Origin of the sequence: Nonomuraea sp. NPDC049725 (assembly GCF_040674795.1) — a bacterium.
Taxonomy (GTDB): Bacteria; Actinomycetota; Actinomycetes; order Streptosporangiales; family Streptosporangiaceae; genus Nonomuraea; species Nonomuraea ceibae.
This window is the reverse complement of record NZ_JBFANJ010000010.1, coordinates 306,522-330,747: the sequence shown is the minus strand read 5'-3', so window position 1 is coordinate 330,747 and position 24,226 is coordinate 306,522. Positions and strand designations below refer to the sequence as shown.

The following is a 24,226-nucleotide window of genomic DNA, read 5'->3' as shown; positions in this document are numbered from 1 at the left end:
ATGCTGCGCTTATTGACGGCCTTCGCGCTGGCCGTGCCGATGCTGTTCGTCAGCCTGCCCGCGCGGGCGGCGGCTGCCGAGGTGACCGGGGTGACCGGGGTGACCGGGGTGGAGGTCGGCGAGAGCACGATCACCGTCACCGGCACCGCCTCCGGGCCCGCCCGGCTGTACGCGCTGGACGCCTGGCAGGACGGCCACGAGGGTGAGGAGCCGGTGGCGAGCGTCGAGGCGGGCGAGTTCCGCGTCGAGGTGCCCCGGATGGAGGGGGAGCAGGACCGGCTGCACGACAAGTTCGTCGCGGTGGGGGCGGACGGGCCGCTGGGCGAGGTGCGTTACGCCGACAAGCTGACGTTCCGGCCCACCAGCCAGACCCCTTATCCCGAAATTTCGTCCAAAAAGGGTCTGCAGGTGCAGATGACCGACGACGCCGAGGAGATCGGCGTCCAGCACGCGGGCATCAACCTGGCCCTCGACTCGGTCATGATGTCCGGCCCCGGCGCGCCGGGCAACACCATCGAGTTCGTCTCGCAGGGCAGGACCTACTACTTCGACCGGGGCGCCGTCGCCGGGGTGGACTCCCAGGTCAAACCGCTGTCGGACAACGGCGTCCTGGTCAACCTGATCGTGCTCGTCTACAACAGCACCGCGCCGAACTCGGCCGCCCGCACGCTCATCCACCCCGACGCCGAGCTCGGCAAGGGCACCGTCTACGCGTTCAACACCAAGACGGCCGAGGGCGAGGCGCACTTCACCGCCGCGATGGAGTTCTTCGCCCAGCGCTACAGCCGGGCCGACGGCCAGTACGGCAGGGCGTGGGGCTGGATCGTCGGCAACGAGATCGACGCCCAGCAGTTCTGGTACAACATGGGCCCGCAGGACCGTGACGTCTTCCTCGACCAGTACACCCGTGCGATGCGGCTGACCTGGCAGGCCGTGCGCAAGTCCGACGCCGCCGCCCGCGTCTACACCTCGCTCACGCACTTCTGGACCGGCGCGGCCAACGACGACCCGAAGTACACCTACAAGGGCCGCGACGTGGTCGACGGGCTCAACGCGCTGACCAAGAGGCAGGGCGACTTCGACTGGCACATCGCCTACCACCCGTATCCGGAGAACCTGTTCAATCCGGCGTTCTGGCAGGACAAGACCGCCACGGACAGCTTCGACACGATGCGGATCACGTTCAAGAACATCGAGCTGCTGCCGCGCTACCTCGCCCAGGAGCACCTCACGTACGGCGGTGAGAGACGGCGGGTGATCCTGTCGGAGCAGGGCCTGAACTCGCAGGACTACACCGCGAAGGAGCTGAGGCTCCAGGCCGCGGCCTATGCCTACGCCTACTACAAGGTCGCCTTCGCCGACGGGATCGACTCGTTCATCCTGCACCGGCACGTCGACCACAAGCAGGAGGGCGGGCTGCGGCTCGGCCTGTGGACGTGGGACGAGGAGCACGCCTCGCCGTCCAACGCGGGCGAGCGCAAGCCGGTGCACGAGGTGTTCGCCGCCATCGACACCGCGCGGTCGCTGGAGGTGACCGAGTTCGCCAAGGAGATCATCGGGATCTCCGACTGGAAGGACGTCATCCCCGGGTTCGACCCGGCCGAGCTGGCGGTCCGCAAGCCGCCGGTGACGGTCGGCGCGCAGCTCGACGCCAAGCCGGTGGCCGAGCGGGTGGTGTCCGGCTTCGAGACCGGCACGGACGGCTGGCGGCCCTCGGACAACGCCGCCGCCGTGGAGCGGGTGGCCGCTGACGGCGGGCACGCGCTGCGCGTCCGCTTCGACCGCGACCTGCCCGGCTGGTCCCAGTACGCGAAGTCGTACAAGGGCGCCGACGTGTTGTTCGGCAAGCCGCTCGACGCCTCGCGCACCGCGCGGCTCTCGGTGTCGATCCGGGTGCCGGACAGCGCCGACGACGGCTTCAAACCGGGCAACGCGTTCTCCGCCAAGATCCGCGTGTACGGGCGCGACGGCGCCGTGGCAGAAGGCGTGGGCGCGATCGACCCCGCGCGCGGCTGGAACAGGCTCACGCTCGACCTGTCCCGCTGGGCCGCGCGTGACGCGATCTCCCGCGTCAAGGTGTGGGTACGCGGCTCGGTGGGCTCCGACTGGGCCGGCTCGTACGAGATCGACAGGCTCAGCCTGGCCGCCGCCGCGCTGCCCGCCCCGGACCGGCGCAACGTCGAGATCACCGCCGCCACGGCCGAGCGCGGCCTGGTCGGCTCCACGGTCACCTTCACCGTGACCAACCGCGACGTGCTGCCGATGGCCGGCCAGGTCAGGCTCACGGCCTGCGACGGCGTCACCGTCGACCCGGCGGCGCTGCGCGTCACCGGCCTGCGCGCCGGCGAGAGCCGCACGTTCGACACCAAGCTGACCGCGTACGGGCCCGCCGACGGCGAGTATCCGATCGTGTGCGCGTCCTACCTGCGGCAGGAGCACCGGGTGACGTTCCGGCTGCCGCCGGAGGCCGGCTACGTGCCGCCCGCGCCCGACGCCTTCGCCAACCAGGAGCTGGCCGACGGCTTCGACACGGCCGGCGACTACCAGGTCCACCGGGTGGAGCCGGAGAACAAGGAGCTGCCGCGGGTGAGCTACGCGGACGGCGCGCTGTCGGCGGGCAACGCGACGGCGGGCTGGTTCGGGCTGCTGTCGTCGGGCGTGTCGCCGCGCAACCCGGCGTTCAGTACGGCCATCACCATCCGGAAGTTCCAGGGCGACTCCACCGACATGGACACCGTCTACACGGGCCTCGTCAAGGACGGCAAAACGGACGTGGTGGCCTTCTACGTGAACACGCAGAAGTTCGCCGGCTTCGAGGTGCGCGGGCCGCAGGTGCCCGGCGGGCTGGCGGTGTTCGGCATCAAGCAGGGCGTGACGATCCCGGACGGCGGCCGGTTCGCGCTGTCGCTGGTGGGTGACCGGGCCGCCATGTACGCCGACACCGGATCGGGCTGGGAGCTGGTCACCGTGGCGACGCTGGAGCACCTGCCCGAGCTGTCGGACCCGGACGTGCGGGCCGGCTACCGCTACGGCTTCGGCGTCCGCGGCGACGCCGGCGCCTCCCCGCTGCTGCTCGACGCCGTGGAGGGCCGCAGCATCTCCTGACCCCTTGTTCCCCCTTTTGGATAGTGCTACTATCTAGTTAATCACTGGATAGTGTCACTATCCAGAAGGAGGGTCGATCATGTTCATCGTCATCGGCGTCCTGGTCGGGGCGCTCCTGCTGTTCAGGCTGCTGGGCGCGCTCGGCGTCCGCCGCTTCGCCACCTGGAAGGTCAGCGCGGCGCACGGGCTCGCGGTCATGCTCGTCCTCACCGCCAGTGCCCACTTCGTCCCGGCGGGCGTCACGTTCATGCCCAACCACGCGTCGATGGTCGCCATGATGCCGCCGTTCGTCCCGTTCCCGAGCTTCATGGTGTACGCGACGGGCGTGCTGGAGCTGGCGGGCGCGGCCGGGCTCGTCCTCGGCGCCACCCGGCGGGCCGCGGGGCTCTGCCTGGCGCTGTTCTTCCTGCTGGTGCTGCCGGCCAACGTCTACGCGGCCGTCGCCGACGTGCCGGACGCCTCGCCCCTGTGGCTGCGCGTGCCTGAGCAGGTGCTCTACATCGCGATCGCGCTGTGGGCGGCCGACGCCCATCGGCTCCCGGTGGTCAGCCGGCTGCGATCAGCTTGATCAACTGCTCGCGGAACCAGTCGTAATCGTCAAGGGAGCCCATCAGGTGCTCGGAAGCGCGTTCCTCGTGGCGGGCGGCGGCCAGTGCGGCGGCGCCCGCTTCGGTGATCCGTACGAGCATGCGGCGGCGGTCGCGGTCGTCGGGATGGCGCTCGACGTGGCCGGCCTGGCACAGGTGCTCGACGGTGCGGCTCATCGTCTGGTCGGTCACCCGGCACAGCGCCGCGATCTCCCGCTGCGAGAGCGGGCCCGCCGCCAGGTGGTGCAGGGCGATCAGCCCGGCGTGGGTCAGGCCGTGCGCCTCCAGGAACGCGTGGAAGCGGCCCTCCACGACGCGGGCCGCCACCGACAGCAGGCGCCCGGTCGGCCAGGCGGCGATGTCGCCGCGGATCGCCTCTCCCTCGTCCACCGGCACATTGTCCCGTAGTTCATAATGTTCAGCATGCTGAGCAATCGGGTCGTGCTCTGGGGAGTCGTGGCCAGCGCCGTGCTGACGGGCCTGGTCTGGGTGGCGGGGCAGCGCCTCCAGGTCGCGCTCCTGCCCGACCAGGGCGCGGCCTGGTACTACTGGAAGCTGCCCGAGCCGACCGTCTGGACCCGCCTGTCGGCCTGGCTCGGCTACGCCGGACACCAGCTCGCGCTCTGGGGCGTCATCTACTACGCGCAGACCCGCGTCCGCAGCTACACCTCCGGCCTCCACCGGGTCAACGTGGTGGCGCTGGCGGTCAACTTCGGCTTCATCGTGCTGCACCAGCTCCAGACCCAGGTGTTCTACGACGGCCTCGCCCAGGACGTGTCGATCTTCAGCTCGCAGGGCTCGGTGGTGCTGCTGCTCGTCGTGGTCCTGCTCATGGAGAACCGCCGCCGCGGCCTGTTCGCCGGCCGGCCCGCGCCGATCTCCGCCGGGGTCGTCGACTTCGCCCGCCGCTACCACGGCTACCTGTTCAGCTGGGCCGCCGTCTACACGTTCTGGTACCACCCGATGGAGACCACCAGCGGGCACCTGATCGGGTTCTTCTACATGTTCCTGCTGCTGCTCCAGGGCAGCCTCTTCCTGACCCGGGCCCACACGAACCGCTGGTGGACGCTCACCCTGGAGCTGCTGGTCGCCGCGCACGGCACGCTGGTCGCCGTCATGAGCACCGGGCCCGGCGGGCTGTGGCCGATGTTCCTGTTCGGCTTCCTCGGCGTGTTCGTCCTCACCCAGATGCACGGGCTCGGCCTCGGCGTCCCGGCCCGCTGGGCGCTCGCCGCCGGCTACGTGGCCGCCGTCGTGGCCGTCTACGCGGTGCGGGGCTGGGGCAGCCTCGACGAGGTGGTGCGCATCCCGGCCATCGAATACCTGCTCGTCGCGGTGCTCGCCGCCCTGCTCTGGGGCGGGATGAGGCTGGTCGCCGCCGTGCGCGGCTAGGGTTGAGGAATGTCCCCTTTGCACTCCGCCGGTGAGCGGCGGCGGCTCTCGGAGGACGTGGCGGCGGCCGTGGCCTTCCTGGCCTCCGACGACGCCTCGTACATCACCGGCCAGGACCTCGTCGTGGACGGCGGGCTTGTCGGGGTCGCGGGGTAAGTTCTGGGGGCATGACTCGAAGATCACGATTATGGTGGTCGGCCGCGCTGACGGCGACGGCGGCGGGGGTCGCCTACCTGCTGTCGCTGACCGGGGAGACCTTGGCGTTCGGGTACTTCTCCAGCGGGTTCTGCCCCGGCGCCGACCTGCGCTGGGAGATCCCGGACAGGGTGTGGCCGCTGGTGGAACGGGTGCCGCTGCTCTGGTACAACGCGGCGCCGCTGATCGTGGCGGCCTTCGGGGCGCACTGGCTGACGACCCGGCTGGGGCGGCCCCGGATCGGGCGGGTGCTGGCCCGGGTGACCGCGGTGGTGACCCTGCTCCTGTACGGCCACGGCCTGATCGCGTTCGGCGTGGACATGGCGATCGACCGGCAGTGCCTGGAGATGTGGGGCGGGGTCGAGGGAGCGCGCTTCTTCCTCCGGAACGACGTCGCGCCCACGATCGCCGCCCTCTGCGTGCTGGTCGCCGCGCGCGGTCCCAGGCTCCGGACGCGCCGGATGGTGCGTTCGCGGTGGTTCCGGCGGGGTGTGGCGGGAGCGACGGCTCTGGGGGCGCTGGCGTTCCTCCCCGCCGCCGACCTGACCCCGGGGCCCATCACGACCGGCGGCTGCGAGTCCGGCACGGGCGCCTACCTCTGCGGGCTGCGCCAGGACGGCAGGTTCACCAAGGTGGGCGACCACCTCGCCCTCGCCTATGGGCGGCAGCGGTGCGCGGCCTTCCGCGGCGAGCCCACGGAGGCGTACGCCATCGCCCCGATCTGCCCGCCGGCGGCCGACGTGCTGCGGCGTGCCCAGGCCGCCGACCAGGCCGCCTGGGAGGCGGAGGAGGCGGCCGAACAGGCCGTGTGCGACCGCGCCAGGCACCGGCCGAGGATCAGGCCGGTACGCGTCGCCCACGACCGCATGCTGACCGACTACGGCGTGATGGAGGCCGTCGAGACCGAGGAGGCGCTGGACGACGACCTGCTGAACAGGGCCCAGGACGACGGGCTCGTGGCCGCCCGGCGCGGCCACCTGCTGATCACCACCCACTCCGACTACACCAACTGCCTGACCGGTGAGGCGTACGACCGCCGGCCGCCGGTCGAGACCAAGGGCTGGGACCGGGTCGTGGAGCTGGGCTACGAGAGCCCGACCGGGGTGCTGGAGCTGGTGGAGGCCATGTCCGGGGAGGGGCTACCGAACCTGGCCGTCCGGGGCGCGGGCCGCTACCGGGTCCGGGTGCACTACCGCGAGCCCGACTGGGAGGCGTGGACCCCGCAGCACGTCCTCGTCATGGTCTATCCCGGCAGGAGCGAGCGGGTGATCGACTACCGGTGAGCGACGAAGACCGTGAGGCCGGACAGCTCCTCCCGGTCCACCCGGTCGAACACGTCGCCGAGCGCGGCCCGTACCCGCTCCAGGCTGGCGTCGGACATGCGCAGGCCGCGCGCCACCCGGGACGGCGCGGAGCCGCCGTGCCAGGCGATCAGCGTCCGCCCGCCCGGCCGGGTGACGCGGTGCAGCTCGCGCACGGCAGGGGCGAGCTCCGGCCAGATCGCCACGGTGTTGACCGAGACCACCCGGTCGAACGCCCGGTCGGGGAAGCCGGTGTCGGAGGCGGTGCCGAGCCGCAGGTCGGCGGCGGGCGCGCGGCGGGCGGCGAGCAGGCGCATGTCGGGTGACGGGTCGACGCCGCACACCCGCGCGCCGGTCGCGCAGAGCAGCCGGGCCAGGCCGCCAGCGCCGTAGCCGATCTCCAGGACCCGCTGCCCGGGCCCGGCGGCGACCAGGGGCAGGATCTCCTTCTGGTGCCGATTCGTCCAGAGCATGAACCGGCCCGCCATCCGGCCCACCCACCCCACCGGATGCGTGAAGGGCGAGTCGTAGGAACGGCCGTCGATCCAGGATGTCGTGGTTGGCATGAATTCAGCCAAGCGGTTCAAGCCGGGTTGAAGTCAAATGGGAGACATGGACCTGATCCCGATCGGTGAGGCGGCCCGGCGGCTCGGCCTGAACGCCTCCGCGCTGCGCTACTACGACGAACGCGGGCTGGTGCGGCCGGTGGGCCGCAGGCAGGGCAGGCGCGTCTACGGCGTCGAGGAGCTGCGCCGGCTGGCCTTCCTGCGGACGGCGCAGCTTCTCGGCATCCCGCTCGACACGGCGGGCGCGGTGCTGGACGCGCCGGGAGCGCGCTGGCGGGAGGAGGTCACCGGCACGCTGGCCGCGCTGGACGCGCTCGTCGCCCGCGCCCGGACCGCCCAGGAGGTACTGCGGCACGCCCTCGACTGCCCCACCGAGCATCCGGTGCGTGAGTGCGGCTTCCTGATGGGCGAGCTCGACCGGCTGCTCGACGGCGTGTCCCCGGAGCAGCTCGCCGCCGAGCACGGCCTGCGGGGCGCGGGCGGCCCGCCCGGTTTAGCCGCCGAGCCCTCCGGGCAGCCCTGACCTGCCGACTCGGGAGCCGCGGCGGGGATGAGGGGACGATGAGCGACTGTCCGCCGATCGGCGCGTACGCCTTCCTGTCCGATTGCCACACCGGCGCCCTCGTCGGCCCGGACGGCGCGGTCGAATGGATGTGCGCGCCGCGCTTCGACGCGCCCAGCCTGTTCGCCAGGCTGCTCGACCGGCGCGGCGGCGGCGCGTGGGAGCTGACCGTCGACGGCGCCTCGGTGCGCGAGCGCCGCTACCTGGACGAGACGCTGGTGCTGCGGACCCGCTGGGAGGGCCCCGACGGCGTCGTGGCCGTGCACGACTTCCTCGCCACCACCGGCGACGGCGGTCTCGAACCCGTCCACCGGCTGGTCCGGCTCGCCACCTGCGAGCGCGGCCGGGCGCGCGTCCGCTCCCGCGTGCTGGCCAGGCCCGGCTACGCCACCCGCGACGCCCGCTGGACCCGGCGCGACGACACGCTCGTGGAGGACGACGGGGCGGTTCTCACCGGCCCGCCAGAAGCGTCGCTGCGCGAGGGCGAGTCCGTGGCGTTCACGCTCGCCTACACCGGCGAGCGCGCCCCCGCCGACGCCCACGCCCTCCTCGACGAGACCGTACGGTCGTGGCGGTCCTGGTCGGCACGGTCCGGCTACTCCGGCGTCGGCGCGGCCGAGGTGCGGCAGAGCGCGGTGGTGCTGCGCGGCCTGCTGTACGACGAGACCGGGGCGCTGCTGGCCGCCCCCACCACGTCGCTGCCCGAATGGCCGGGCGGCCCGCGCAACTGGGACTACCGCTACGCCTGGCAGCGCGACTGCGCGCTCACCGTCCTCGCGCTGCTGCGCCTGGACCACCGCGAGGAGGCGGGCCGCTACCTGCGGTTCGTGCTCGACCGGTGCGCGAGCTGCCACGACCGGCTGCCGCCCATGTTCGCCGTCGACGGGGGCGAGGTCGCCCGGGAGACGACGCTCGGCCACCTCGACGGCTACGCCGGGTCGCGGCCCGTCCGCGTCGGCAACGACGGCTTCCACCAGCACCAGCTCGACGGTTACGGCCACGTGCTCGACGCCGCACTCGCCTACCACGACGTCACCGGCGACCTCACCGGCGAAGAGCTGGACAGCCTGTGGCGGCTCGTCGACCAGTGCGCGGCCCGCTGGCGCGAACCCGGCGACGGCCCCTGGGAGGTGCGCCACAACCCACGCCACTGGACCTACACCACCCTGTACGCCTGGGTGTGCTTCGACCGCGCCGTCCGGCTGGCCGAGGCCACGGGCTCGACCGGCGCCCCGATCGACGCGTGGCGGCGCGAGCGCGATGCCGCCCGCGACGAGATCCTCACGCGCGGCTTCGACCGGGAGATCGGCGCGTTCACGCAGTCGTACGGCTCGCCCGGCGCCGACGCGTCGCTGCTGCGGGTGCCGCTCGTCGGCTTCCTCGACTGCCGCGACCCGCGCGTGCTCGGCACCCTCGACCACATCCAGGCCCGGCTCGGCGAAGGGGGCGCCCTGGTCCACCGCTACGACCCGGACGCCACCGGCGACGGCGTCGACGGGCCGGAGGGGGCGTTCCTGATGTGCTCGTTCGAGATGGTGTCGGCGCTCGTGCTGGCGGGCCGTACCGCCGAGGCGCGCGACCGGTTCGAGACGCTGTGCGCCCGCGCCCGCCCGCTCGGCCTGTTCGCCGAGGAGATGGCCGCCGACGGCGCCATGCTCGGCAACTACCCGCAGGCGTTCACCCACCTGGCCCTCATCGAGGCCGCCCTGAACCTCGACGCCGCCGGCCACACCGACGCCCTGCACGACTGGGCCTCCCACGCACGCGACGGGTTTGTCGGTCGCCGCGCCTAGTGTGCCCGGCATGACCGAGGCGTGGGCGGCAGTACGGTCGGCGATCGACGCCGAGGACGCGGCCGCCTCCACGCCCTGCTCACCGGTTGAGACGTTCGGGGGTGCGTCGAAAAGTCTCCGGCTCCGGGGAATGGGTCAGGGGGGCTTGTGGTTATACACCACGTAGCCGGTGTGTCCAGTGTCCCCGGGCCTCACCTATTGCCTTCGCGGACTACCGTTCGGCTGGAGCCGCGTTGTGCCTTTCGCCGAGAGGCGACCTGCACATCGGTTTACACGTCGGGACGCCCGCCTTCCTCCGGGAAGGCGGGCGTTTCGGCGTTCTCAGGTGGAGTTGACGTACTTGCGGGGCCGCAGCGCGTGGGCGCGCAGGGCGGCCAGGGCGGCGAACTGGCCGGTGCGCGTCAGGCGGACGGCCAGGTCGTCGCCGAAGGCCAGGTCGAGGGCGGTGAGCTGGCCGACGAGGGCGTTGATCGGGGCGGACACGTCGTCCAGGCCCGTCGCCGGGTGCCAGCCCTCGCCGCCGACGACCTCGGCGACCCGTTCGCGGAGCTGGGCGGGTGACATGAGGACGCCGTCGGCGAGCAGCATCAGCGCCGCCTCCCGCGCCGACACCTCGAACTCGTGCTCGCCCCGGGCCAGCAGCAGCCGGGTGACGGCCTCCCACATGGCGTCGGGGGAGGCGAGCAGGGCGCGGCCGTGGTCGGTGATGGCCAGGCGGGAGCCGTCGCGGCTGAGCGCGCCCAGGTCGCGTTCGGCGAGTTCGCGCAGGCGCAGCGCCTCGGGCGAGGGCGCCAGGCGGAGCGGCAGGTTTATGTCGGAGGCGGCCAGCGACAGCAGCTTGTGCAGGGCGGGCAGCGGCTGCGGGGTCACGGGGGCGTACAGGCGGACCTCGAAGGGCTGGGCGAGCTCGCGCCGGGCGGGGCCGCGGCCGAGGACCCAGCGGTTGAGGCGTTCGCCGTGGACGCGGTGCAGCCAGCTGTCGCCGCCGAGGTCGGCGCGCGGCTCGGTGAGCCAGCGGCGGGTCAGGGCGACGCGGTCGACGCTCTCGCCGGCGACGATAGCGAGCTCCAGGGCGGCCGAGCAGGCGACGTGGGCGCCGAGCTCCTCCGGCCCCATGATCATGCTCCAGCGCAGTTCGGGCACGTCGGGCGGCAGGACGCCTGTGGCTTCGAGCGCCTCCTGGTAGGCGGCGGTGCCGGCTTCCTCACCCTCGCGGGCGTAGGCGCGCAGGATCTGCGCGGTGGTCGGCGAGACGCACAGCGCGGCGTAGCGTTCGAGCCCGCCGAGTTGCAGCAGCCTGCCCAGCGAGGAGGCCAGGCGCTCGTGGTCGCCGCCCACCTTGAGCGGCAGCGTGTACCAGAGGAATTCGCACACGTCGAGCTGGGTCACCGTTTCCAGCGGCTCGCCGCCGGTCAGCCATTCGACGGCGGTCCTGGCGTCGTCGGCGAGGTCCGGCTGGGACCGCTCCAACTCGGCGAGAAGCGCGGTGACGTCTGGTGCACTCATGCCTCGAAGTTTGCCGTATGGACCCCAGGCCTGACGATGACCGAATCCGGTGCGTATTGGGTCTTGCACAGCGACTACCCTACGAAATCACTATGTAATGGACTGTGACCGGGTTAGATCCATAGCTTGTCGAAGAGCATCCTCGCGTTCCAGTCGCTGTAGGGAATGACTTCGGCCGACAGTACAGGATGAAGCCACCAGAAGTTGATCAAAGCGAGCAGTGCGAAGGCTCCGACGAGGGCGGCGCCGGTGGTGCGGCGCATCGGGAGGCGGCCGTCGTCGGTGCGGACCGTGGGCCCTATCAGCCATCCGGCACACAGGGTGATCGCCAGCACCATGAACGGCACCATCGGGATCGCGTAGAAAAGGAACATTGTTCGGTTCTCGGCGAAGGCGAAGTAGAACCAGGGCAGCCACCCCATCGCGTAGGCGAGAAGCACGGCCCCGGCCCGCCAGTCGCGGTTGCCCACGTACCAGGCGATGAGCGTCACCAGGGCGGCCAGCGCGCCGAACCAGATCACCGGCGTGCCCACCCCGAGCACCGCCTCCGAGCAGTCGGGAGCCCCGCACACCTGCTGCTTGCCCTCGTAGTGGAAGGCGACGGGCCGTAGCAGCAGCGGCCACGACCACGGCTCCGACATGTAGGGATGGGAGGTGGCCAGGTCGTTGTGGAAGCTGAAGACCTGCCACTGGTACTCCACCCAGGAGCGGGCCGAGTCGATGAGGAAGAAGAACGGGTTGCCCGACGAGGTGGCCTGGTCCCACTTGCGCCCGTAGCCGGTGGCGGTGGCGAACCAGCCCGTCCAGGTCGCCATGTACGTGACGAACGGCACGAGGGCGAAGGCGACGACCCCGTTGGGCACGTCCTTGGCGAACGCCCCCTGGTAGGGGTGGCGCAGGCCGACGGCCCGGCGCGCCCCGAAGTCCCACAGCAGCGACAGGATCGCGAAGGCCACCGCGAACGCCAGCCCGGACCACTTGACCCCCATCGCCGCGCCCAGGCACACCCCGGCGGCGATGCGCCAGGGCCGCCAGCCGAGCGAGGGGCCCTGCGGGGTCAGCGGCGAGCTCTCGTACCAGTCGGCGAGCTTCTCCCTGGCCCGGTCGCGGTCGACCACCAGGCAGGCGAAGGCGGCGAGCACCCAGAACATCAGGAAGATGTCGAGCAGCGCGGTGCGCGAGAGCACGAAGTGCAGCCCGTCCAGGGCCAGCAGCAGACCGGCGAAGCAGCCCAGCAGCGTCGAGCGGGTCATCCGCCGCGCCACCCGCGCCAGGATCAGGATCGACAGCGTGCCGATGACCGCGGCGGCGAAGCGCCAGCCGAACGGGGTGAGCCCGAACAGCCACTCGCCGGCGCCGATCATCCACTTGCCGAGCGGCGGATGCACGACGTAGGAGGCGCACGGCCCCAGGTCGTCGGTGCACTTCTGCCAGATGTCGGTGTTGCCGGCCAGGATCGCCTTGTCGGCGTCCTTGATCGTGACGCGCTCGACCAGCCAGGTGATCAGCGAATAGCCGTCCTTGGCGTAGTAGGTCTCGTCGAAGACGACGGCGTTCGGGTGTCCCAGCCCGGTGAAGCGCAGCACGCCGCCGAAGACGGTGACGAGCAGCGGCCCGATCCAGCCCCACAGCGCCTTGCCGGGCATCGGGGGGATCATGCGCGCGCGCACGGACGAACCAGGGGGACTGCTCGCGCCAGGCTTCGGCTCGCCGCCGGAGGTCTGGTACGGGAAATCGGTCACCGCCATTCGGCCATCGTACGGTGCGGAAGCCGGTGCTTACCCAAGAAACACGGGGCAATCCGGGTGCCCTGTCACAATGGTCGGGTGACACGACAGGGCAGGTTGGTGCTGGCAGGGGCCCCGATAGGCCAGGCGGGCGACGTCTCGCCGCGGCTGCGCGAGGTGCTGGAGAGCGCCGACGTGGTGGCGGCGGAGGACACCCGCAGGCTGCGCAGGCTGGCCGGTGAGCTGGGGGTGGAGATCGGCGGCCGGGTCGTGTCCTACTACGACGCCAACGAGGCGGGCCGCGCGCAGGAGCTCGTCGAGACGCTCAAGGACGGCCGCACCGTCGTGGTGATCACCGACGCGGGCATGCCGGGCGTCTCCGATCCCGGCTACCGGCTGACCAGGCTGGCGGTCGACGCGGGCGTCACGGTGACCGCGTTGCCGGGGCCGAGCGCCGTCACGACGGCGCTGGCCGTCTCGGGGCTGCCGAGTGACCGGTTCTGCTTCGAGGGCTTCCCGCCGCGCAAGGCCGGCGACCGGGCCCGCCGCCTGGCCGCGCTGGCGCGCGAGGAGCGCACGATGGTGTTCTTCGAGGCGCCGCACCGGCTGGACGACTCGCTGGCGGCGATGGCCGCCGCGTTCGGCGACGACCGGCAGGCGGCGGTCTGCCGCGAGCTGACGAAGACCTACGAGGAGGTCCGGCGCGGCGGCCTGGGCGAGCTGGCGGCCTGGGCGGCGGACGGCGTGAAGGGCGAGATCACGGTCGTGGTCGCCGGGTTCACGCCCGACGACGGGCCGCCGGACATCGACGCGCTCGTGGCCGAGGTGGACCGCCGGGTGGCCGCCGGGGAGCCGGCCAAGATCGCCGTCGCGGACGTGGCCAAGGGCGCGGGCGTGCCCAAACGCGAGCTTTATGACGCGGTTCACAGAAGATCCTCGACGCCATAGTGTGCGGATCGTGAAGAACTGGGGGGTTTCGCGGCAGCGCCTGGTCCCGCCGATGCAGGAAGGCCCGCTGTGGGGCTGGCTGGGCCCGATCCTCGTGGCGGTCTTCGGTGGGATCCTCCGCTTCTTCCGGCTCGGCGAGCCGCACGCCGTCGTCTTCGACGAGACGTTCTACATCAAGGACGCCTACGCGCTGCTCCAGTACGGCGCGGAGCGGGCGATGCTGGGCACCGCCGAGGACCCCGTCGCCGACAAGCGGCTGATCACCGGCAACCTGGACATCTTCAAGCAGTGCGCCGACGCCCACGAGTGCGCCCTCTACGTCGCGCATCCGCCGCTCGGCAAGTGGATGATCGCGGTGGGCGAGTGGCTGTTCGGCATGACGCCGTTCGGCTGGCGGTTCGCGGCGGCGCTGGTGGGGACGCTGTCGATCCTGATCCTGGCGCGGGTGGCGCGGCGGATGACCCGCTCGACGCTGCTGGGCTGCTTCGCCGGTCTGCTGCTGGCCCTGGACGGGCTGCACTTCGTGCTCTCGCGCACCGCGCTGCTCGACATCTTCCTGATGTTCTGGGTGCTCGCCGCCTTCGCCTGCCTGGTGGTCGACCGCGACCGGGCCAGGGAGAAGCTCGCCGACTGGTACGAGAGCGGTCCGGGGCCGTCGCTCGGCCTGCGGCCCTGGCGCGTCGCCGCCGGGATCTGCCTGGGCGCGGCCTGCGCGGTGAAGTGGTCGGGGATCTTCTTCCTCATCGCCTTCGCCGTCATGTCCCTCATGTGGGACATGGGAGCCCGCCGCGTCATCGGACTGCGCCGGCCGTACCGGGCCAGCCTCGCCCTGGACGTGCCCGGATGGCCTGTCGCGCTCGCCGTCGTGCCCGCCGTGACGTACCTGCTGTCGTGGACGACCTGGTTCGTCACCGACAACGGCTGGGGCCGCAACTGGGAGCAGGCCACCTCGTCGGGGCCGCTGTTCTTCGTCGTCGACTCGGTCAGGTCGTGGCTGCAGTATCAGCTGCAGGTGCTCGGCTTCCACACCGACCTGACCCAGTACCACCCCTACATGTCCGAGCCGTGGACGTGGCCGCTGCTGTTCAGGCCGGTGTCGTTCCACTACCCGACCGGCATCCCGCCGTCCGCCTGCGGCTCCGACGCCTGCTCGCAGGCCGTGCTCGGCGTCGGCACCCCCGCCCTCTGGTACGGCTCCGCGCTGGCGCTGCTCGGCCTCGTCGCCTGGTACGTGTCGAGCCGCGACTGGCGGGCCGGGGCGGTGCTGCTGACCTACGCGGCGGGCTGGCTGCCCTGGTTCTACTACGCGCTGGCGCAGAACCGGACGATGTACCTGTTCTACATGATCCCGCTGGTCCCGTTCATGGTCCTGGCGGTCACCCTCGTCGCCGGGCTCGCGCTCGGCAGGGCGGACGCCGCCCCGGCGCGGCGGGCGGCCGGGGCCGCGGCCGTGGGGGCGTTCGCGCTCATCGTCCTGATCAACTTCGGCTGGCTCTATCCGGTGCTGTCGGCCGAGACGATCACGCAGGCGGAGTGGTGGTCGCGGATGCTCGTCGACTCCTGGGTGAAGACGGCGCCCAAGTGACGCCCCGCCGCAGCGTGATCGCCGCCGCGATGCAGGCCAGCGGCACGGCGGGCAGCACGTAGCGGTAGTCGAACTCGGCCGTCGCCGCCGGAGCCAGCAGCAGCCCGAACGCGCCCAGCCACGGCAGCACCACCGGCCCGCCCAGCGTCCGCCAGCGCACCGCGATGCCGTAGAGGCCGATCAGCATGATCCCGGCGAGCATGATGCCGCGCAGGTAGAACACCTTCTGGTAGCCGCTCATGATGTCGGCCCAGGGTGAGACGATCTTGGTCTCGGGCGGCCCCTGCTCGTAGGCGAACGCGTCGGTGTGGGTCCAGCCCTGGTAGGACGGCCAGTTGGGCAGCCGCTTGGGATTGCCGGTGCTGTCGAGCTCGTAGTAGGGCTTGAACTCGTACATGTTGTAGGTCGCGGCGTCGGGGAAGACCGGCCGGCCCCAGTGGAAGGAGCGCAGGAAGTCGCGTGCCACCACGCCCAGGTAGTCGCCGGGCTGCGACATGATCGCCCGCATGGCGAACGCGCTGGCCGCCTCGTTGGTGACGTCGGTGAACTTCTTGCCGGTGCCCCAGCGGTGCAGCACCTCGCCGGTGCCCTCGCCGTCGCCGCTGCCCTGGCCCCACAGATACCACTGCGCGTAGTCCTTGCGCTCGTGCACCGGGTCGTTGATGCACAGCAGGACGAGCTCGACCTCCTTGTAGGGGTCGATGTTCATCTTGTCGCAGTCGGCGAAGATCGCGGTGCGCATGTAGAGGATGAGGCCGTCGCTGTTGGTCATCGCGAATTTGCCGAAACTTGCCGCGAACCATCCCATGTAGGCGGCGACCGGCAGCGCGCAGGCCGTCACCACGGCCGCGACCGGCTTCCACCCGGTGCGCTTGACCAGCAGGTAGAGCACGACGAGCGCGAGGATCGGCAGCCCGATCGAGCGGGTCAGCCAGGTCAGCGCCAGCAGCAGCCCGACGACCGCGCCGACCTTCCACGACATGCGCCGGTTCCACAGCACGAGCGTGATCACGCCCACGACCAGCAGCGTGAACATGGAGTCCGACATGATCAGCTGTTCGAGCTGGATCTGGTAGGCGTCGAACAGCACCGGCGCGGCGGCCAGCGTCGCCCCCCACTTCGGCAGCGCGAACTTGCGCCGCAGCAGCGCGTAGATCAGCGCCGCCGTGGCCAGGCCCATCAGGTGCTGGGTCAGCGTCACCAGCGTGAAGCTGTGGAACGGCTTGAGCAGCAGCAGCCAGAACCCGTAGCCGTCGGGCCGGATCGGGTGCGGCCGGGGGTGCAGCGCCACCGACACGTACTCGTAGGAGTCGTTGAACCACATCGCCGGGCCGTAGCCGAGCATGGTGATCAGCCGCAGCACCGCACCCGCGGCGAACGCTGCGGCGAACACCCGATGACGGCCCAGGAAAGCCCGCGCACGAGCCGTCCGGCCTGGGGCGGAGTGGTCCACAGGGGTAATCTCCGCGACGCTCACCATGCTGTAAAGAATGCCAGTCGTTTCGGTGACTTGCCCCGACCATGGACGGGCACACGGCATGATGGTGTGCTGGAAGAGCCTTAACTGAAGGGTTGAGACGTGGAACTGACGGTGGTCATGCCCTGCCTCAACGAGGCGGAGACCGTGGAAGTCTGTGTGCGCAAGGCACTGGCGTGCATGGAGGAGCACGGCATCGAGGGCGAGGTCCTGATCGCCGACAACGGCAGCACGGACGGCTCGCAGCAGCTCGCCCGTGACGCCGGCGCCCGCGTCGTCCACGTGGACGAGAAGGGCTACGGCAACGCCCTGATGGGTGGCATCCGCGCCGCGCGCGGCCGCTACGTGATCATGGGCGACGCCGACGACTCCTACGACTTCACCTCGTTGCTCCCGTTCGTCGAGCAGTTGCGCGACGGCGCCGACCTCGTGATGGGCAACCGGTTCAAGGGAGGCATCGCCCCGGGCGCGATGCCGCCGCTGCATCGCTACCTGGGCAACCCGGTGCTCTCGTTCATCGGCCGGCTGTTCTTCCCGTCGGCGATCGGCGACTTCCACTGCGGGCTGCGCGGCTTCCGCCGCGACTCCATCCTCAAGCTGCACCTGCAGACCGGGGGCATGGAGTTCGCCAGCGAGATGGTCGTGCGCTCGACGCTGTCGGGGCTCGACGTGCGCGAGGTGCCGACCACGCTCTCGCCCGACGGCCGCTCCCGCCCGCCCCACCTGCGCTCCTGGCGTGACGGCTGGCGTCACCTGCGCTTCCTGCTGCTCTACAGCCCCAAGTGGCTGTTCTTCTACCCGGGCATCCTGCTCATGGTGCTGGGGCTGGTCGCGGGCACCGCGCTGACGTTCGGGCCGGTCGAGATCGGCGAGCTGGCCTTCGACGTCGACACGCTGGTCGGCGCGTCGGCCGCGGTGGTGATCGGCTTCCAGGCGGCCCTGTTCGCGCTGTTCACCAAGGTCTACGCGGCCGAGGAAGGCTTCCTGCCTGAGTCGTCCCGGGTGCGCAGGCTCATCGACATCGTCAGCCTGGAGAAGGGCCTGATCGTCGGCGGCCTGCTGGCCCTGGCCGGTCTGGTCGGCCTGGTGGCCTCGCTGGTCCACTGGCAGGTGCGCGACTTCGGCGAGCTCGACCCGCGCGAGTCGCTGCGTCTGGTCGTGCCGTCGGCGACGGCGCTCATCATGAGCTTCCAGACGATCTTCGCCTCGCTGTTCATCAGCATCCTCGGCATCCGCCGCACCCGCGAGTCGTCCATCGACGTCGCCGCGAAGGCCGCCGAAGAGGCCGCCGAGGCCGTCACACGTGAGGAAAGTTCGGCAACCTCGCGCTAGCAATTCGTTCGAGGCGCGCGGCGTCGGCCCGTAGGCTTGGACCCATGTCCCAGCACATTCTGACCGCCGTCGCGTGGCCGTACGCTAACGGCCCCCGCCACATCGGGCACGTCTCCGGGTTCGGCGTGCCGTCCGACATCTTCAGCCGCTACCAGCGGATGGCGGGCAACAAGGTGCTGATGGTCTCCGGCACCGACGAGCACGGCACCCCGATCCAGGTGCAGGCCGACAAGGAAGGCGTCACGGCCAGGGAGCTGGCCGACCGCTACAACCGCGTCATCGCCGAGGACCTGACCGGGCTGGGGCTGTCCTACGACCTGTTCACCCGCACGACGACGAAGAACCACTACGCCGTCACGCAGCAGATCTTCAAGGGTCTCTACGACAACGGCTACATCTTCCCCAAGACCACGATGGGCGCCATCTCCCCGTCGACCGGGCGCACCCTGCCCGACCGCTACATCGAGGGCACCTGCCCCATCTGCGGCTACGACGGCGCGCGCGGCGACCAGTGCGACAACTGCGGCAACCAGCTCGACCCGATCGACCTGATCAACCCGGTCAGCCGCATCAACGGCGAGACCCCGGTCTTCGCCGAGACCGAGCACTTCATGCTCGACCTGCCCGCCTTCGCCGAGGTGCTCGGCACCTACCTGCAGTCCAAGCAGGGCGAGTGGCGGCCCAACGTGCTCAAGTTCGCCCTCAACCTGCTCGGCGACCTGCAGCCGCGGGCGATCAGCCGCGACCTCGACTGGGGCGTGCCCATCCCGCTCGACGGCTGGCGCGACCAGCCCAACAAGCGGCTGTACGTGTGGTTCGACGCGGTCATCGGCTACCTGTCGGCCTCCATCGAGTGGGCCAGGCGCTCCGGCGACCCCGACGCCTGGCGCCAGTGGTGGCAGAACCCCGACGCGCGCGGCTACTACTTCATGGGCAAGGACAACATCGTCTTCCACGCCGAGATCTGGCCGGCGATGCTGTTCGGCTACAGCGGCATCGGCGCCCGCGACGGCCGCCCGGGCGAGCTCGGCAAGCTCGACGTGCCGTCCGAGGTGGTCTCCAGCGAGTTCCTGACGATGGAGGGCAAGAAGTTCTCCTCCTCCCGCCAGGTCGTCATCTACGTGCGCGACTTCCTGGCCCGCTACGACGCCGACGCGCTGCGCTACTACATCGCCGTGGCCGGGCCCGAAAACCAGGACACCGACTTCACCTGGCAGGAGTTCGTCAACCGCAACAACGGCGAGCTGGTCGCCGCGTGGGGCAACCTGGTCAACCGGTCGATCTCCATGGCGTCGAAGAACTTCGGCGTGGTGCCCGAGGCCGGCGACCTGACCGACGCCGACCGGGCGCTGCTGGAGCGCTCGCGCGGCGCGTTCGCCCCGGTGGGCGCCGAGCTGGGCCGTTCCCGCTTCAAGAACGCCATCACCGAGGCGCTCGACGTGGTCCGCGAGGCCAACAAATACCTGGCCGAGCAGGAGCCGTGGAAGCTCAAGGACGACCCGGAGCGGCAGAAGTCGATCCTGCACGTCGCCCTCCAGGTGGTCGACGACGCCAAGACGATGCTGACGCCGTTCCTGCCGAGCTCGTCCAACAAGGTCCACGCCATGCTGGGCGGCCAGGGCGTCTGGTCCGGCATGCCGGAGATCCGCGAGGTCGACGAGGATGGCGGCGAGTCCTACCCGATCATCACCGGCGACTACGACGGCGCCGCCCGCTGGGAGCACCGGCCGATCAAGCCGGGCACCCCGCTCGCGCCGCCGGTGCCGCTGTTCAAGAAGCTCGACCCCAAGGTCGTGGACGAGGAGCTCGCGCGGCTGGGCGAGTGACGCCGTAGTCGGGCAGGGAGACGGCCTCGGCCGTCTTCCGCACCGACCTGGCGATCGCCTTCTTCCACGGCATGTAGGGCAGCAGCTTGTAGTTCTGGTTGACCAGCCAGGCCATGAGCTTGCTGTCGGGCACCATAAACTTGCTGACGCCCTCGCCGGACTTCTGGCAGGCGGTGGCGTAGCCGCGCATGACCTGCTCGTAGCGGGCGAACGCGGCCGGGTGGTCGGCCCCGGCCGCGGCGATCTCGCCCGCCAGCACGTACGCGCCGACGACGGCCAGCCCGGTGCCCATGCCCGACAGCGGCGACGGGCACCAGGCGGCGTCGCCGAGCAGCGCCACCCGCCCCTGTGACCAGCGGTCGAGCCTGACCTGGCTGGCGGAGTCGAAGTAGAAGTCGGGGGCCCCGGCCATGGCGGCCAGCAGCCGGGGCGTCTCCCAGCCGACGCCGGCGTAGACCTCGGCCAGCAGCCGCCGTTGCGCGGCCACGTCCCGCCGGTCATGATCCAGCGGCTGCGAGGCGAACCAGAACATGGCCTTGGCCTCGGCGTTGTGCCTGGCGCTGTAGACGCCGACCGTCCGGCCGGGCACGTTGTAGGCCAGGCCGCTGTGGTCGAGCCCCAGGTAGTTGTCCAGGGTGAACACCGCGCAGTACAGGCCCAGGTGGTGGACGAGGCTCCGCTCCGGGCCGAACGTCAGCGCCCGCACATTGGAGTGCAGGCCGTCGGCGCCGATCACCAGGTCGAACCGCCGCGCCGCGCCGCTCTCGAACGTCACCTCCCCGGCCTCGGAGATCGAGGTGATGGAGTCGCCGAACACGTACTCGGTGTCGTCCCTGGTCGCCTCGTGCAGGATCGCGGCCAGGTCGCCGCGCAGGATCTCCACGTCCCCGGCGAACAGGTCCTCGGGCATGCGGGTCAGCTTCCTGCCCGCCTCGTTGACGTTCCAGGTGGTGCCCATCCGGGTCCGTTCGCGTTCGACGGCGTCGAGCAGGCCCATCCGGCGCAGCACCGTCAGGTGCGCCTCGCCCCGGAAGTCGACGGCGTAGCCGCCCGCGCGCAGGGCGGGCGCGCGTTCGACGATCGTGGCGCGGTGGCCGTGGCGGGTGAGCCAGAAGGCGAGGGCGGGGCCGGCGACGCTCGCGCCGGAGATCAGGATGTCCATGCGGCCGAGCCTGCCCGGCGGTGCTCACCGGCCGCTCACCGGTGAGTCACCGGCCTCAGCGGCTGGTCGAGCGCAGGGGTGAGGCCGCCACGGCCGCAGGGGCGACCCCGGCGAGCAGGCACGCCTCGGCGATGCCCAGGCCCGCGCCCTCGCCCCTGACGCGCGCGTACTCAGGCTCGCCGAGCAGGTCGCGCACGGCCGCGGCGGCGCTCGTCACCTCGGGGTCGGCGGACTCGGCGCCGCGGATCCCGGCCGCGACCCCCAGCAGCCTCGCGGCCCGCCCGGCGTCCGGGACGGTGGCGTACGTCTCCAGCACGGCCAGCGCCTCGATCGGCCGGGCGCACTCGGGGATCGCCCCCACCGTCAGCGACACCTCCACGGCCTGCACGAACGCGGCCCTGGCCGCCGCGAGGTCGCCCTCGGCCCGCGCGAGCCTGCCCATGCCCACCAGCAGCCGCGCCCTGCTGCCCGAGCTCTTGAGCCACTGCGGGTCGGCCAGCCGCACCGCCTGCTCGTAGAGGCCGCGCGCCCCGGCCAGGTCGCCCTCCTGGTAGGCGGCGTCGCCGAGCCCGCGCAGCGCCGTGCCGACGTACGTGGGCAGCCCGACCCGCCGCGCCACCTCGGCGGCCCGCTCGTAGTCGGCCCTGGCGCCGGCCAGGTCGTGGCGGATGCGGTAGTCGCCCCGGTTGCACAGCAGGTCGGCCAGGTCCTCGGCGGCCCCCAGCCGTTCGGCCAGCGCGACCGCCTCCTCGACGCGGGCCAGCGCCGTCGCGTCGTCGCCGCGCACGCTCGCCATCCAGGCGAGCGCGTCGAGCACCAGCGCCGCCCCCCACCGGTCGCCCAGCGCCCGGAAGCCGGCCAGCGCCGCGTCCAGCCCGCGCTCGGCCGCGCCGAAGTCGGCCTCCGCCATCTGCGGGTAGGCCCACACCAGCCGGGAGACGGCCCGCTCCCACGGGTCGGGGCTGGCGGCGGCCTGCCGGATCACCTGGATCGTGACCTGCGGGTGGTCGCCCCCGGCGGTGACCATCGGCCACAGGAACGCCAGCAACGGCCTGCGCCGCCCCCGTTCGCCGCGCGCCACCAGCGTCTCGGCGGCCCGGGTCCACGGCTCGCGGACGGCCGGGGTGAGGCCGCCGCTCACCGCCGTCAGCAGGCACAGCACGTAGTCGTCGCCCAGCTCGGGGTCGGGCACGTCACCGGCGGCCTCCAGCAGCGCGAGCGCCGGTCCGGCGGCGGCGCTCCGCATGCCGCGCATCCACAGATAGGACGACATCGCCCCCAGCAGCCGCATCCCGGTCGCCACCTCGCCCGCCTCGACGGCCCAGCCCAGGGCGGTCATCAGGTTGTCGTGCTCGGCAGCCAGCCGCTCCAGCCGGTCGAGCTGCCCCTCGCGCCGCAGGTGGGCGTCGGACTCCTCGGCCAGGGCCAGGAAGTGCTCCGCGTGCGCGCGGCGTACGGCGGGCTCCTCGGCGGCGAGGTGTTCGGCGCAGAAGGCGCGGATGGTCTCCAGCATCCGGTAGCGGCCGCCGGAGACCTCCACGAACGACTTGTCCGCCAGCGAGTCGAGCAGCTCCTCCGCCCCCGGCAGCGCGCACACCCGGGCCGCCGCCGAGGCCGTCGCCCCGCCGGGGAACACCGTCAGCCGGCGGGCCATCGCCTGCTCGTCGGCGGTGAGCAGGTCCCAGCTCCAGGCGACCACGGCACGCAGCGTCCGGTGGCGGGCGTCGGCGGTGCGGCTGCCCCGCGACAGCAGGCGGAACCGGTCGTCGTGGGCGAGCCGCCCGGCGAGCTCCGCGGGCTCGTGCGTACGGGTGCGGGCCGCGGCCAGCTCGATCGCCAGCGGCAGCCCGTCGAGCGTGGCGCAGATCCGCGCCACCGCCTCACCGGCCGCGAACCCCGGCCGGACCGCCGACGCCCGGTCGGTGAACAGCCGGACGGCGTCGTCCGGGGCGAGGGGCCGCACCGGCCACAGGTGCTCGCCCGTGACGTTCAGCGGCTCGCGGCTGGTGGCCAGCACCCGCAGGCCGGGACAGGCCGCCAGCAGCCGTTCGGCCAGCGCGGCGGCCTCGCCGACCAGGTGCTCGCAGTTGTCGAGCACGAGCAGTAACGCCCGCTCGCCGATCACCTGGACCAGGCGGGTCTCGTCGGCGGCGCCGCCCGGCCGCACCGGGCCGAGCAGGCCGTTCTCGCGGACGCCGAGCGCGGCCAGCACCGTGCGCGGGATCGCGCCGCCGCCCGCCACCGGGGCCAGCGCCGCCAGGCACACGTCCGCGTACGGCCGGGCGACCTCCACCGCCAGCCGGGTCTTGCCCGCGCCTCCCGGGCCGAGCAGCGTCACCAGCCTCGCCCCGCCGAGCAGCGACCGCACCGCCGCCACGTCACGCTCGCGGCCGACGAAGCTGGTCAGCGGGGCGGGCAGGGCAGGCCCGGCGGGCGCGGGCTCGCCGTGGAGCAGCGACCGGTGCAGGCCGGTCAGGGCGGGCGACGGGTCGGCGCCGAGCTCGTCGGCCAGCACCCGCCGGGCCCGCTCGAACGCCACCAGCGCCTCGGCCTGCCTGCCCTCGGCCTGGAGGGCGCGCATGAGCTGCCCGCGCAGCCGCTCGCGCAGCGGGTGGCGGTCGATCAGCTCGCCCAGCTCCGGGATCACCTCACGCGGGCGGCCCCGCAGCAGGTCGGCCTCGATCCGGTCCTCCAGCGCCTCCAGGCGGTGCTCCTCCAGCGCCGCGCCGAACGCGGGATCGAGGTCGGCCACGGCCGGCCCGCGCCAGAGCGCCAGCGCCTCCCGCAGCAGCCTCGCCGACAGCCCGGGGTCGCCCGGCAGGGCGTCACGCCCCTCGGCGGCCAGGCGCAGGAAGCGGTGGGCGTCCACGTCGTCGGGGGCGGCGGCCAGCAGGTAGCCGGCGGCCGACAGCTCCACCGCGACGCCGTCGCGCCGCAGCCTCGACACCTGCGACTGCAGCGCGTGCCGCACGTCGCCCGGCGGGCGGTCCCCGTACAGGACGTCGATCAGCCGCTCGCGCGGCACGACCTGGCCCGGGGTGAGCAGCAGGCAGGCCAGCAGCGCGCGCCGGGCCGGCCCGCCGAGCGCCACCTCGGAGCCGTCCGCGCGCCACGCGCGGGTGCTGCCGAGGATGCCGAAACGCATGGAAGCTACCTTAGGAG

Annotated in this window: 17 protein-coding genes and 1 pseudogene; 11 read left to right on the top strand and 7 right to left on the bottom strand. The window is 72.2% G+C overall.

Annotated features, from left to right (window positions below; all coding sequences use genetic code 11):
• Together AB0J53_RS26895 and AB0J53_RS26890 are read left to right on the top strand one after the other, a co-directional pair.
• Window positions 1–3,105 (top strand): DUF5722 domain-containing protein, encoded by a 3,105-nt coding sequence (locus AB0J53_RS26895; RefSeq protein ID WP_364177112.1) that lies wholly within the window; start codon window positions 1–3, stop codon window positions 3,103–3,105.
• A gap of 79 nt (window positions 3,106–3,184) precedes the next feature.
• A complete protein-coding gene (locus AB0J53_RS26890) occupies window positions 3,185–3,673 on the top strand; it encodes a hypothetical protein (RefSeq protein ID WP_364177109.1) in 489 nt (162 codons plus the stop codon).
• Here AB0J53_RS26890 and AB0J53_RS26885 read toward each other — a convergent pair.
• Entirely contained in the window at window positions 3,651–4,082 is a 432-nt protein-coding gene (locus tag AB0J53_RS26885) for a MarR family transcriptional regulator (RefSeq protein WP_364177106.1), read from the bottom strand. The two genes, AB0J53_RS26890 and AB0J53_RS26885, sit on opposite strands and share 23 nt — an antisense overlap.
• 33 nt (window positions 4,083–4,115) lie before the next feature.
• Here AB0J53_RS26885 and AB0J53_RS26880 point away from each other — a divergent pair, with 33 nt between their 5' ends.
• The 3 genes and pseudogenes from AB0J53_RS26880 to AB0J53_RS26870 all read left to right on the top strand — a co-directional run bounded on the left by AB0J53_RS26880 (window position 4,116) and on the right by AB0J53_RS26870 (window position 6,562).
• Window positions 4,116–5,084 carry a hypothetical protein gene (locus tag AB0J53_RS26880; protein WP_364177103.1) on the top strand — a complete coding sequence of 323 codons (969 nt, stop codon included), beginning with the start codon at window positions 4,116–4,118 and terminating at the stop codon, window positions 5,082–5,084.
• A gap of 51 nt (window positions 5,085–5,135) precedes the next feature.
• Window positions 5,136–5,240 (top strand): annotated as a pseudogene (locus tag AB0J53_RS26875) (SDR family oxidoreductase); the annotation flags it as partial.
• An 11-nt stretch (window positions 5,241–5,251) separates the two neighbouring features.
• Entirely contained in the window at window positions 5,252–6,562 is a 1,311-nt protein-coding gene (locus AB0J53_RS26870; RefSeq protein ID WP_364177100.1) for a hypothetical protein, read from the top strand.
• Here AB0J53_RS26870 and AB0J53_RS26865 read toward each other — a convergent pair.
• Window positions 6,553–7,146 carry a methyltransferase domain-containing protein gene (locus tag AB0J53_RS26865; RefSeq protein ID WP_364177097.1) on the bottom strand — a complete coding sequence of 198 codons (594 nt, stop codon included), beginning with the start codon at window positions 7,144–7,146 and terminating at the stop codon, window positions 6,553–6,555. The genes AB0J53_RS26870 and AB0J53_RS26865 overlap by 10 nt on opposite strands.
• 46 nt (window positions 7,147–7,192) lie before the next feature.
• Here AB0J53_RS26865 and AB0J53_RS26860 point away from each other — a divergent pair, with 46 nt between their 5' ends.
• Both AB0J53_RS26860 and AB0J53_RS26855 read left to right on the top strand, forming a co-directional pair.
• Entirely contained in the window at window positions 7,193–7,669 is a 477-nt protein-coding gene (locus AB0J53_RS26860) for a MerR family transcriptional regulator (RefSeq protein ID WP_364177094.1), read from the top strand.
• A 38-nt stretch (window positions 7,670–7,707) separates the two neighbouring features.
• On the top strand, window positions 7,708–9,501 hold the full coding sequence (locus tag AB0J53_RS26855; protein WP_364177092.1) for a glycoside hydrolase family 15 protein: 1,794 nt from the start codon (window positions 7,708–7,710) through the stop codon (window positions 9,499–9,501).
• A gap of 321 nt (window positions 9,502–9,822) precedes the next feature.
• Here AB0J53_RS26855 and AB0J53_RS26850 read toward each other — a convergent pair whose 3' ends face one another.
• Window positions 9,823–11,007, bottom strand: coding sequence for a hypothetical protein (locus AB0J53_RS26850; RefSeq protein WP_219500282.1), 1,185 nt, complete (start codon window positions 11,005–11,007; stop codon window positions 9,823–9,825).
• A 113-nt stretch (window positions 11,008–11,120) separates the two neighbouring features.
• Window positions 11,121–12,755 carry a phospholipid carrier-dependent glycosyltransferase gene (locus AB0J53_RS26845; protein ID WP_364177090.1) on the bottom strand — a complete coding sequence of 545 codons (1,635 nt, stop codon included), beginning with the start codon at window positions 12,753–12,755 and terminating at the stop codon, window positions 11,121–11,123.
• Window positions 12,756–12,833: 78 nt separating this feature from the next.
• On the opposite strand from AB0J53_RS26845, the gene rsmI reads away from it, so the two are divergent.
• Window positions 12,834–13,682: a 16S rRNA (cytidine(1402)-2'-O)-methyltransferase gene (gene rsmI / locus AB0J53_RS26840; protein WP_364177087.1), complete on the top strand. Its 849-nt coding sequence runs from the start codon at window positions 12,834–12,836 to the stop codon at window positions 13,680–13,682.
• 10 nt (window positions 13,683–13,692) lie between these two features.
• Window positions 13,693–15,267, top strand: coding sequence for a phospholipid carrier-dependent glycosyltransferase (locus tag AB0J53_RS26835; RefSeq protein ID WP_364177084.1), 1,575 nt, complete (start codon window positions 13,693–13,695; stop codon window positions 15,265–15,267).
• Here AB0J53_RS26835 and AB0J53_RS26830 read toward each other — a convergent pair.
• On the bottom strand, window positions 15,203–16,660 hold the full coding sequence (locus AB0J53_RS26830; RefSeq protein WP_364177081.1) for a hypothetical protein: 1,458 nt from the start codon (window positions 16,658–16,660) through the stop codon (window positions 15,203–15,205). The two genes, AB0J53_RS26835 and AB0J53_RS26830, sit on opposite strands and share 65 nt — an antisense overlap.
• A 186-nt stretch (window positions 16,661–16,846) precedes the next feature.
• Here AB0J53_RS26830 and AB0J53_RS26825 point away from each other — a divergent pair, with 186 nt between their 5' ends.
• Window positions 16,847–18,076 carry a glycosyltransferase gene (locus AB0J53_RS26825; protein WP_364177078.1) on the top strand — a complete coding sequence of 410 codons (1,230 nt, stop codon included), beginning with the start codon at window positions 16,847–16,849 and terminating at the stop codon, window positions 18,074–18,076.
• A gap of 44 nt (window positions 18,077–18,120) precedes the next feature.
• Window positions 18,121–19,902, top strand: a complete 1,782-nt coding sequence (gene metG / locus AB0J53_RS26820; protein ID WP_364177075.1) for a methionine--tRNA ligase — start codon at window positions 18,121–18,123, stop codon at window positions 19,900–19,902.
• Here metG and AB0J53_RS26815 read toward each other — a convergent pair.
• Window positions 19,847–21,064: an FAD-dependent monooxygenase gene (locus tag AB0J53_RS26815; protein ID WP_364177072.1), complete on the bottom strand. Its 1,218-nt coding sequence runs from the start codon at window positions 21,062–21,064 to the stop codon at window positions 19,847–19,849. The two genes, metG and AB0J53_RS26815, sit on opposite strands and share 56 nt — an antisense overlap.
• 55 nt (window positions 21,065–21,119) lie before the next feature.
• Window positions 21,120–24,209: a BTAD domain-containing putative transcriptional regulator gene (locus AB0J53_RS26810; protein WP_364177069.1), complete on the bottom strand. Its 3,090-nt coding sequence runs from the start codon at window positions 24,207–24,209 to the stop codon at window positions 21,120–21,122.
• Window positions 24,210–24,226: the final 17 nt, after the last annotated feature.

Coding starts and splice junctions, on each gene's coding strand:
- AB0J53_RS26895 (WP_364177112.1), top strand. CDS start 1: ATGCTGCGCTTATTGACGGCCTTCGCGCTGGCCGTGCCGATGCTGTTC.
- AB0J53_RS26890 (WP_364177109.1), top strand. CDS start 3,185: ATGTTCATCGTCATCGGCGTCCTGGTCGGGGCGCTCCTGCTGTTCAGG.
- AB0J53_RS26880 (WP_364177103.1), top strand. CDS start 4,116: ATGCTGAGCAATCGGGTCGTGCTCTGGGGAGTCGTGGCCAGCGCCGTG.
- AB0J53_RS26870 (WP_364177100.1), top strand. CDS start 5,252: ATGACTCGAAGATCACGATTATGGTGGTCGGCCGCGCTGACGGCGACG.
- AB0J53_RS26865 (WP_364177097.1), bottom strand. CDS start 7,146: ATGCCAACCACGACATCCTGGATCGACGGCCGTTCCTACGACTCGCCC.
- AB0J53_RS26860 (WP_364177094.1), top strand. CDS start 7,193: ATGGACCTGATCCCGATCGGTGAGGCGGCCCGGCGGCTCGGCCTGAAC.
- AB0J53_RS26855 (WP_364177092.1), top strand. CDS start 7,708: ATGAGCGACTGTCCGCCGATCGGCGCGTACGCCTTCCTGTCCGATTGC.
- AB0J53_RS26850 (WP_219500282.1), bottom strand. CDS start 11,007: ATGAGTGCACCAGACGTCACCGCGCTTCTCGCCGAGTTGGAGCGGTCC.
- AB0J53_RS26845 (WP_364177090.1), bottom strand. CDS start 12,755: ATGGCGGTGACCGATTTCCCGTACCAGACCTCCGGCGGCGAGCCGAAG.
- metG (WP_364177075.1), top strand. CDS start 18,121: ATGTCCCAGCACATTCTGACCGCCGTCGCGTGGCCGTACGCTAACGGC.
- AB0J53_RS26815 (WP_364177072.1), bottom strand. CDS start 21,064: ATGGACATCCTGATCTCCGGCGCGAGCGTCGCCGGCCCCGCCCTCGCC.
- AB0J53_RS26810 (WP_364177069.1), bottom strand. CDS start 24,209: ATGCGTTTCGGCATCCTCGGCAGCACCCGCGCGTGGCGCGCGGACGGC.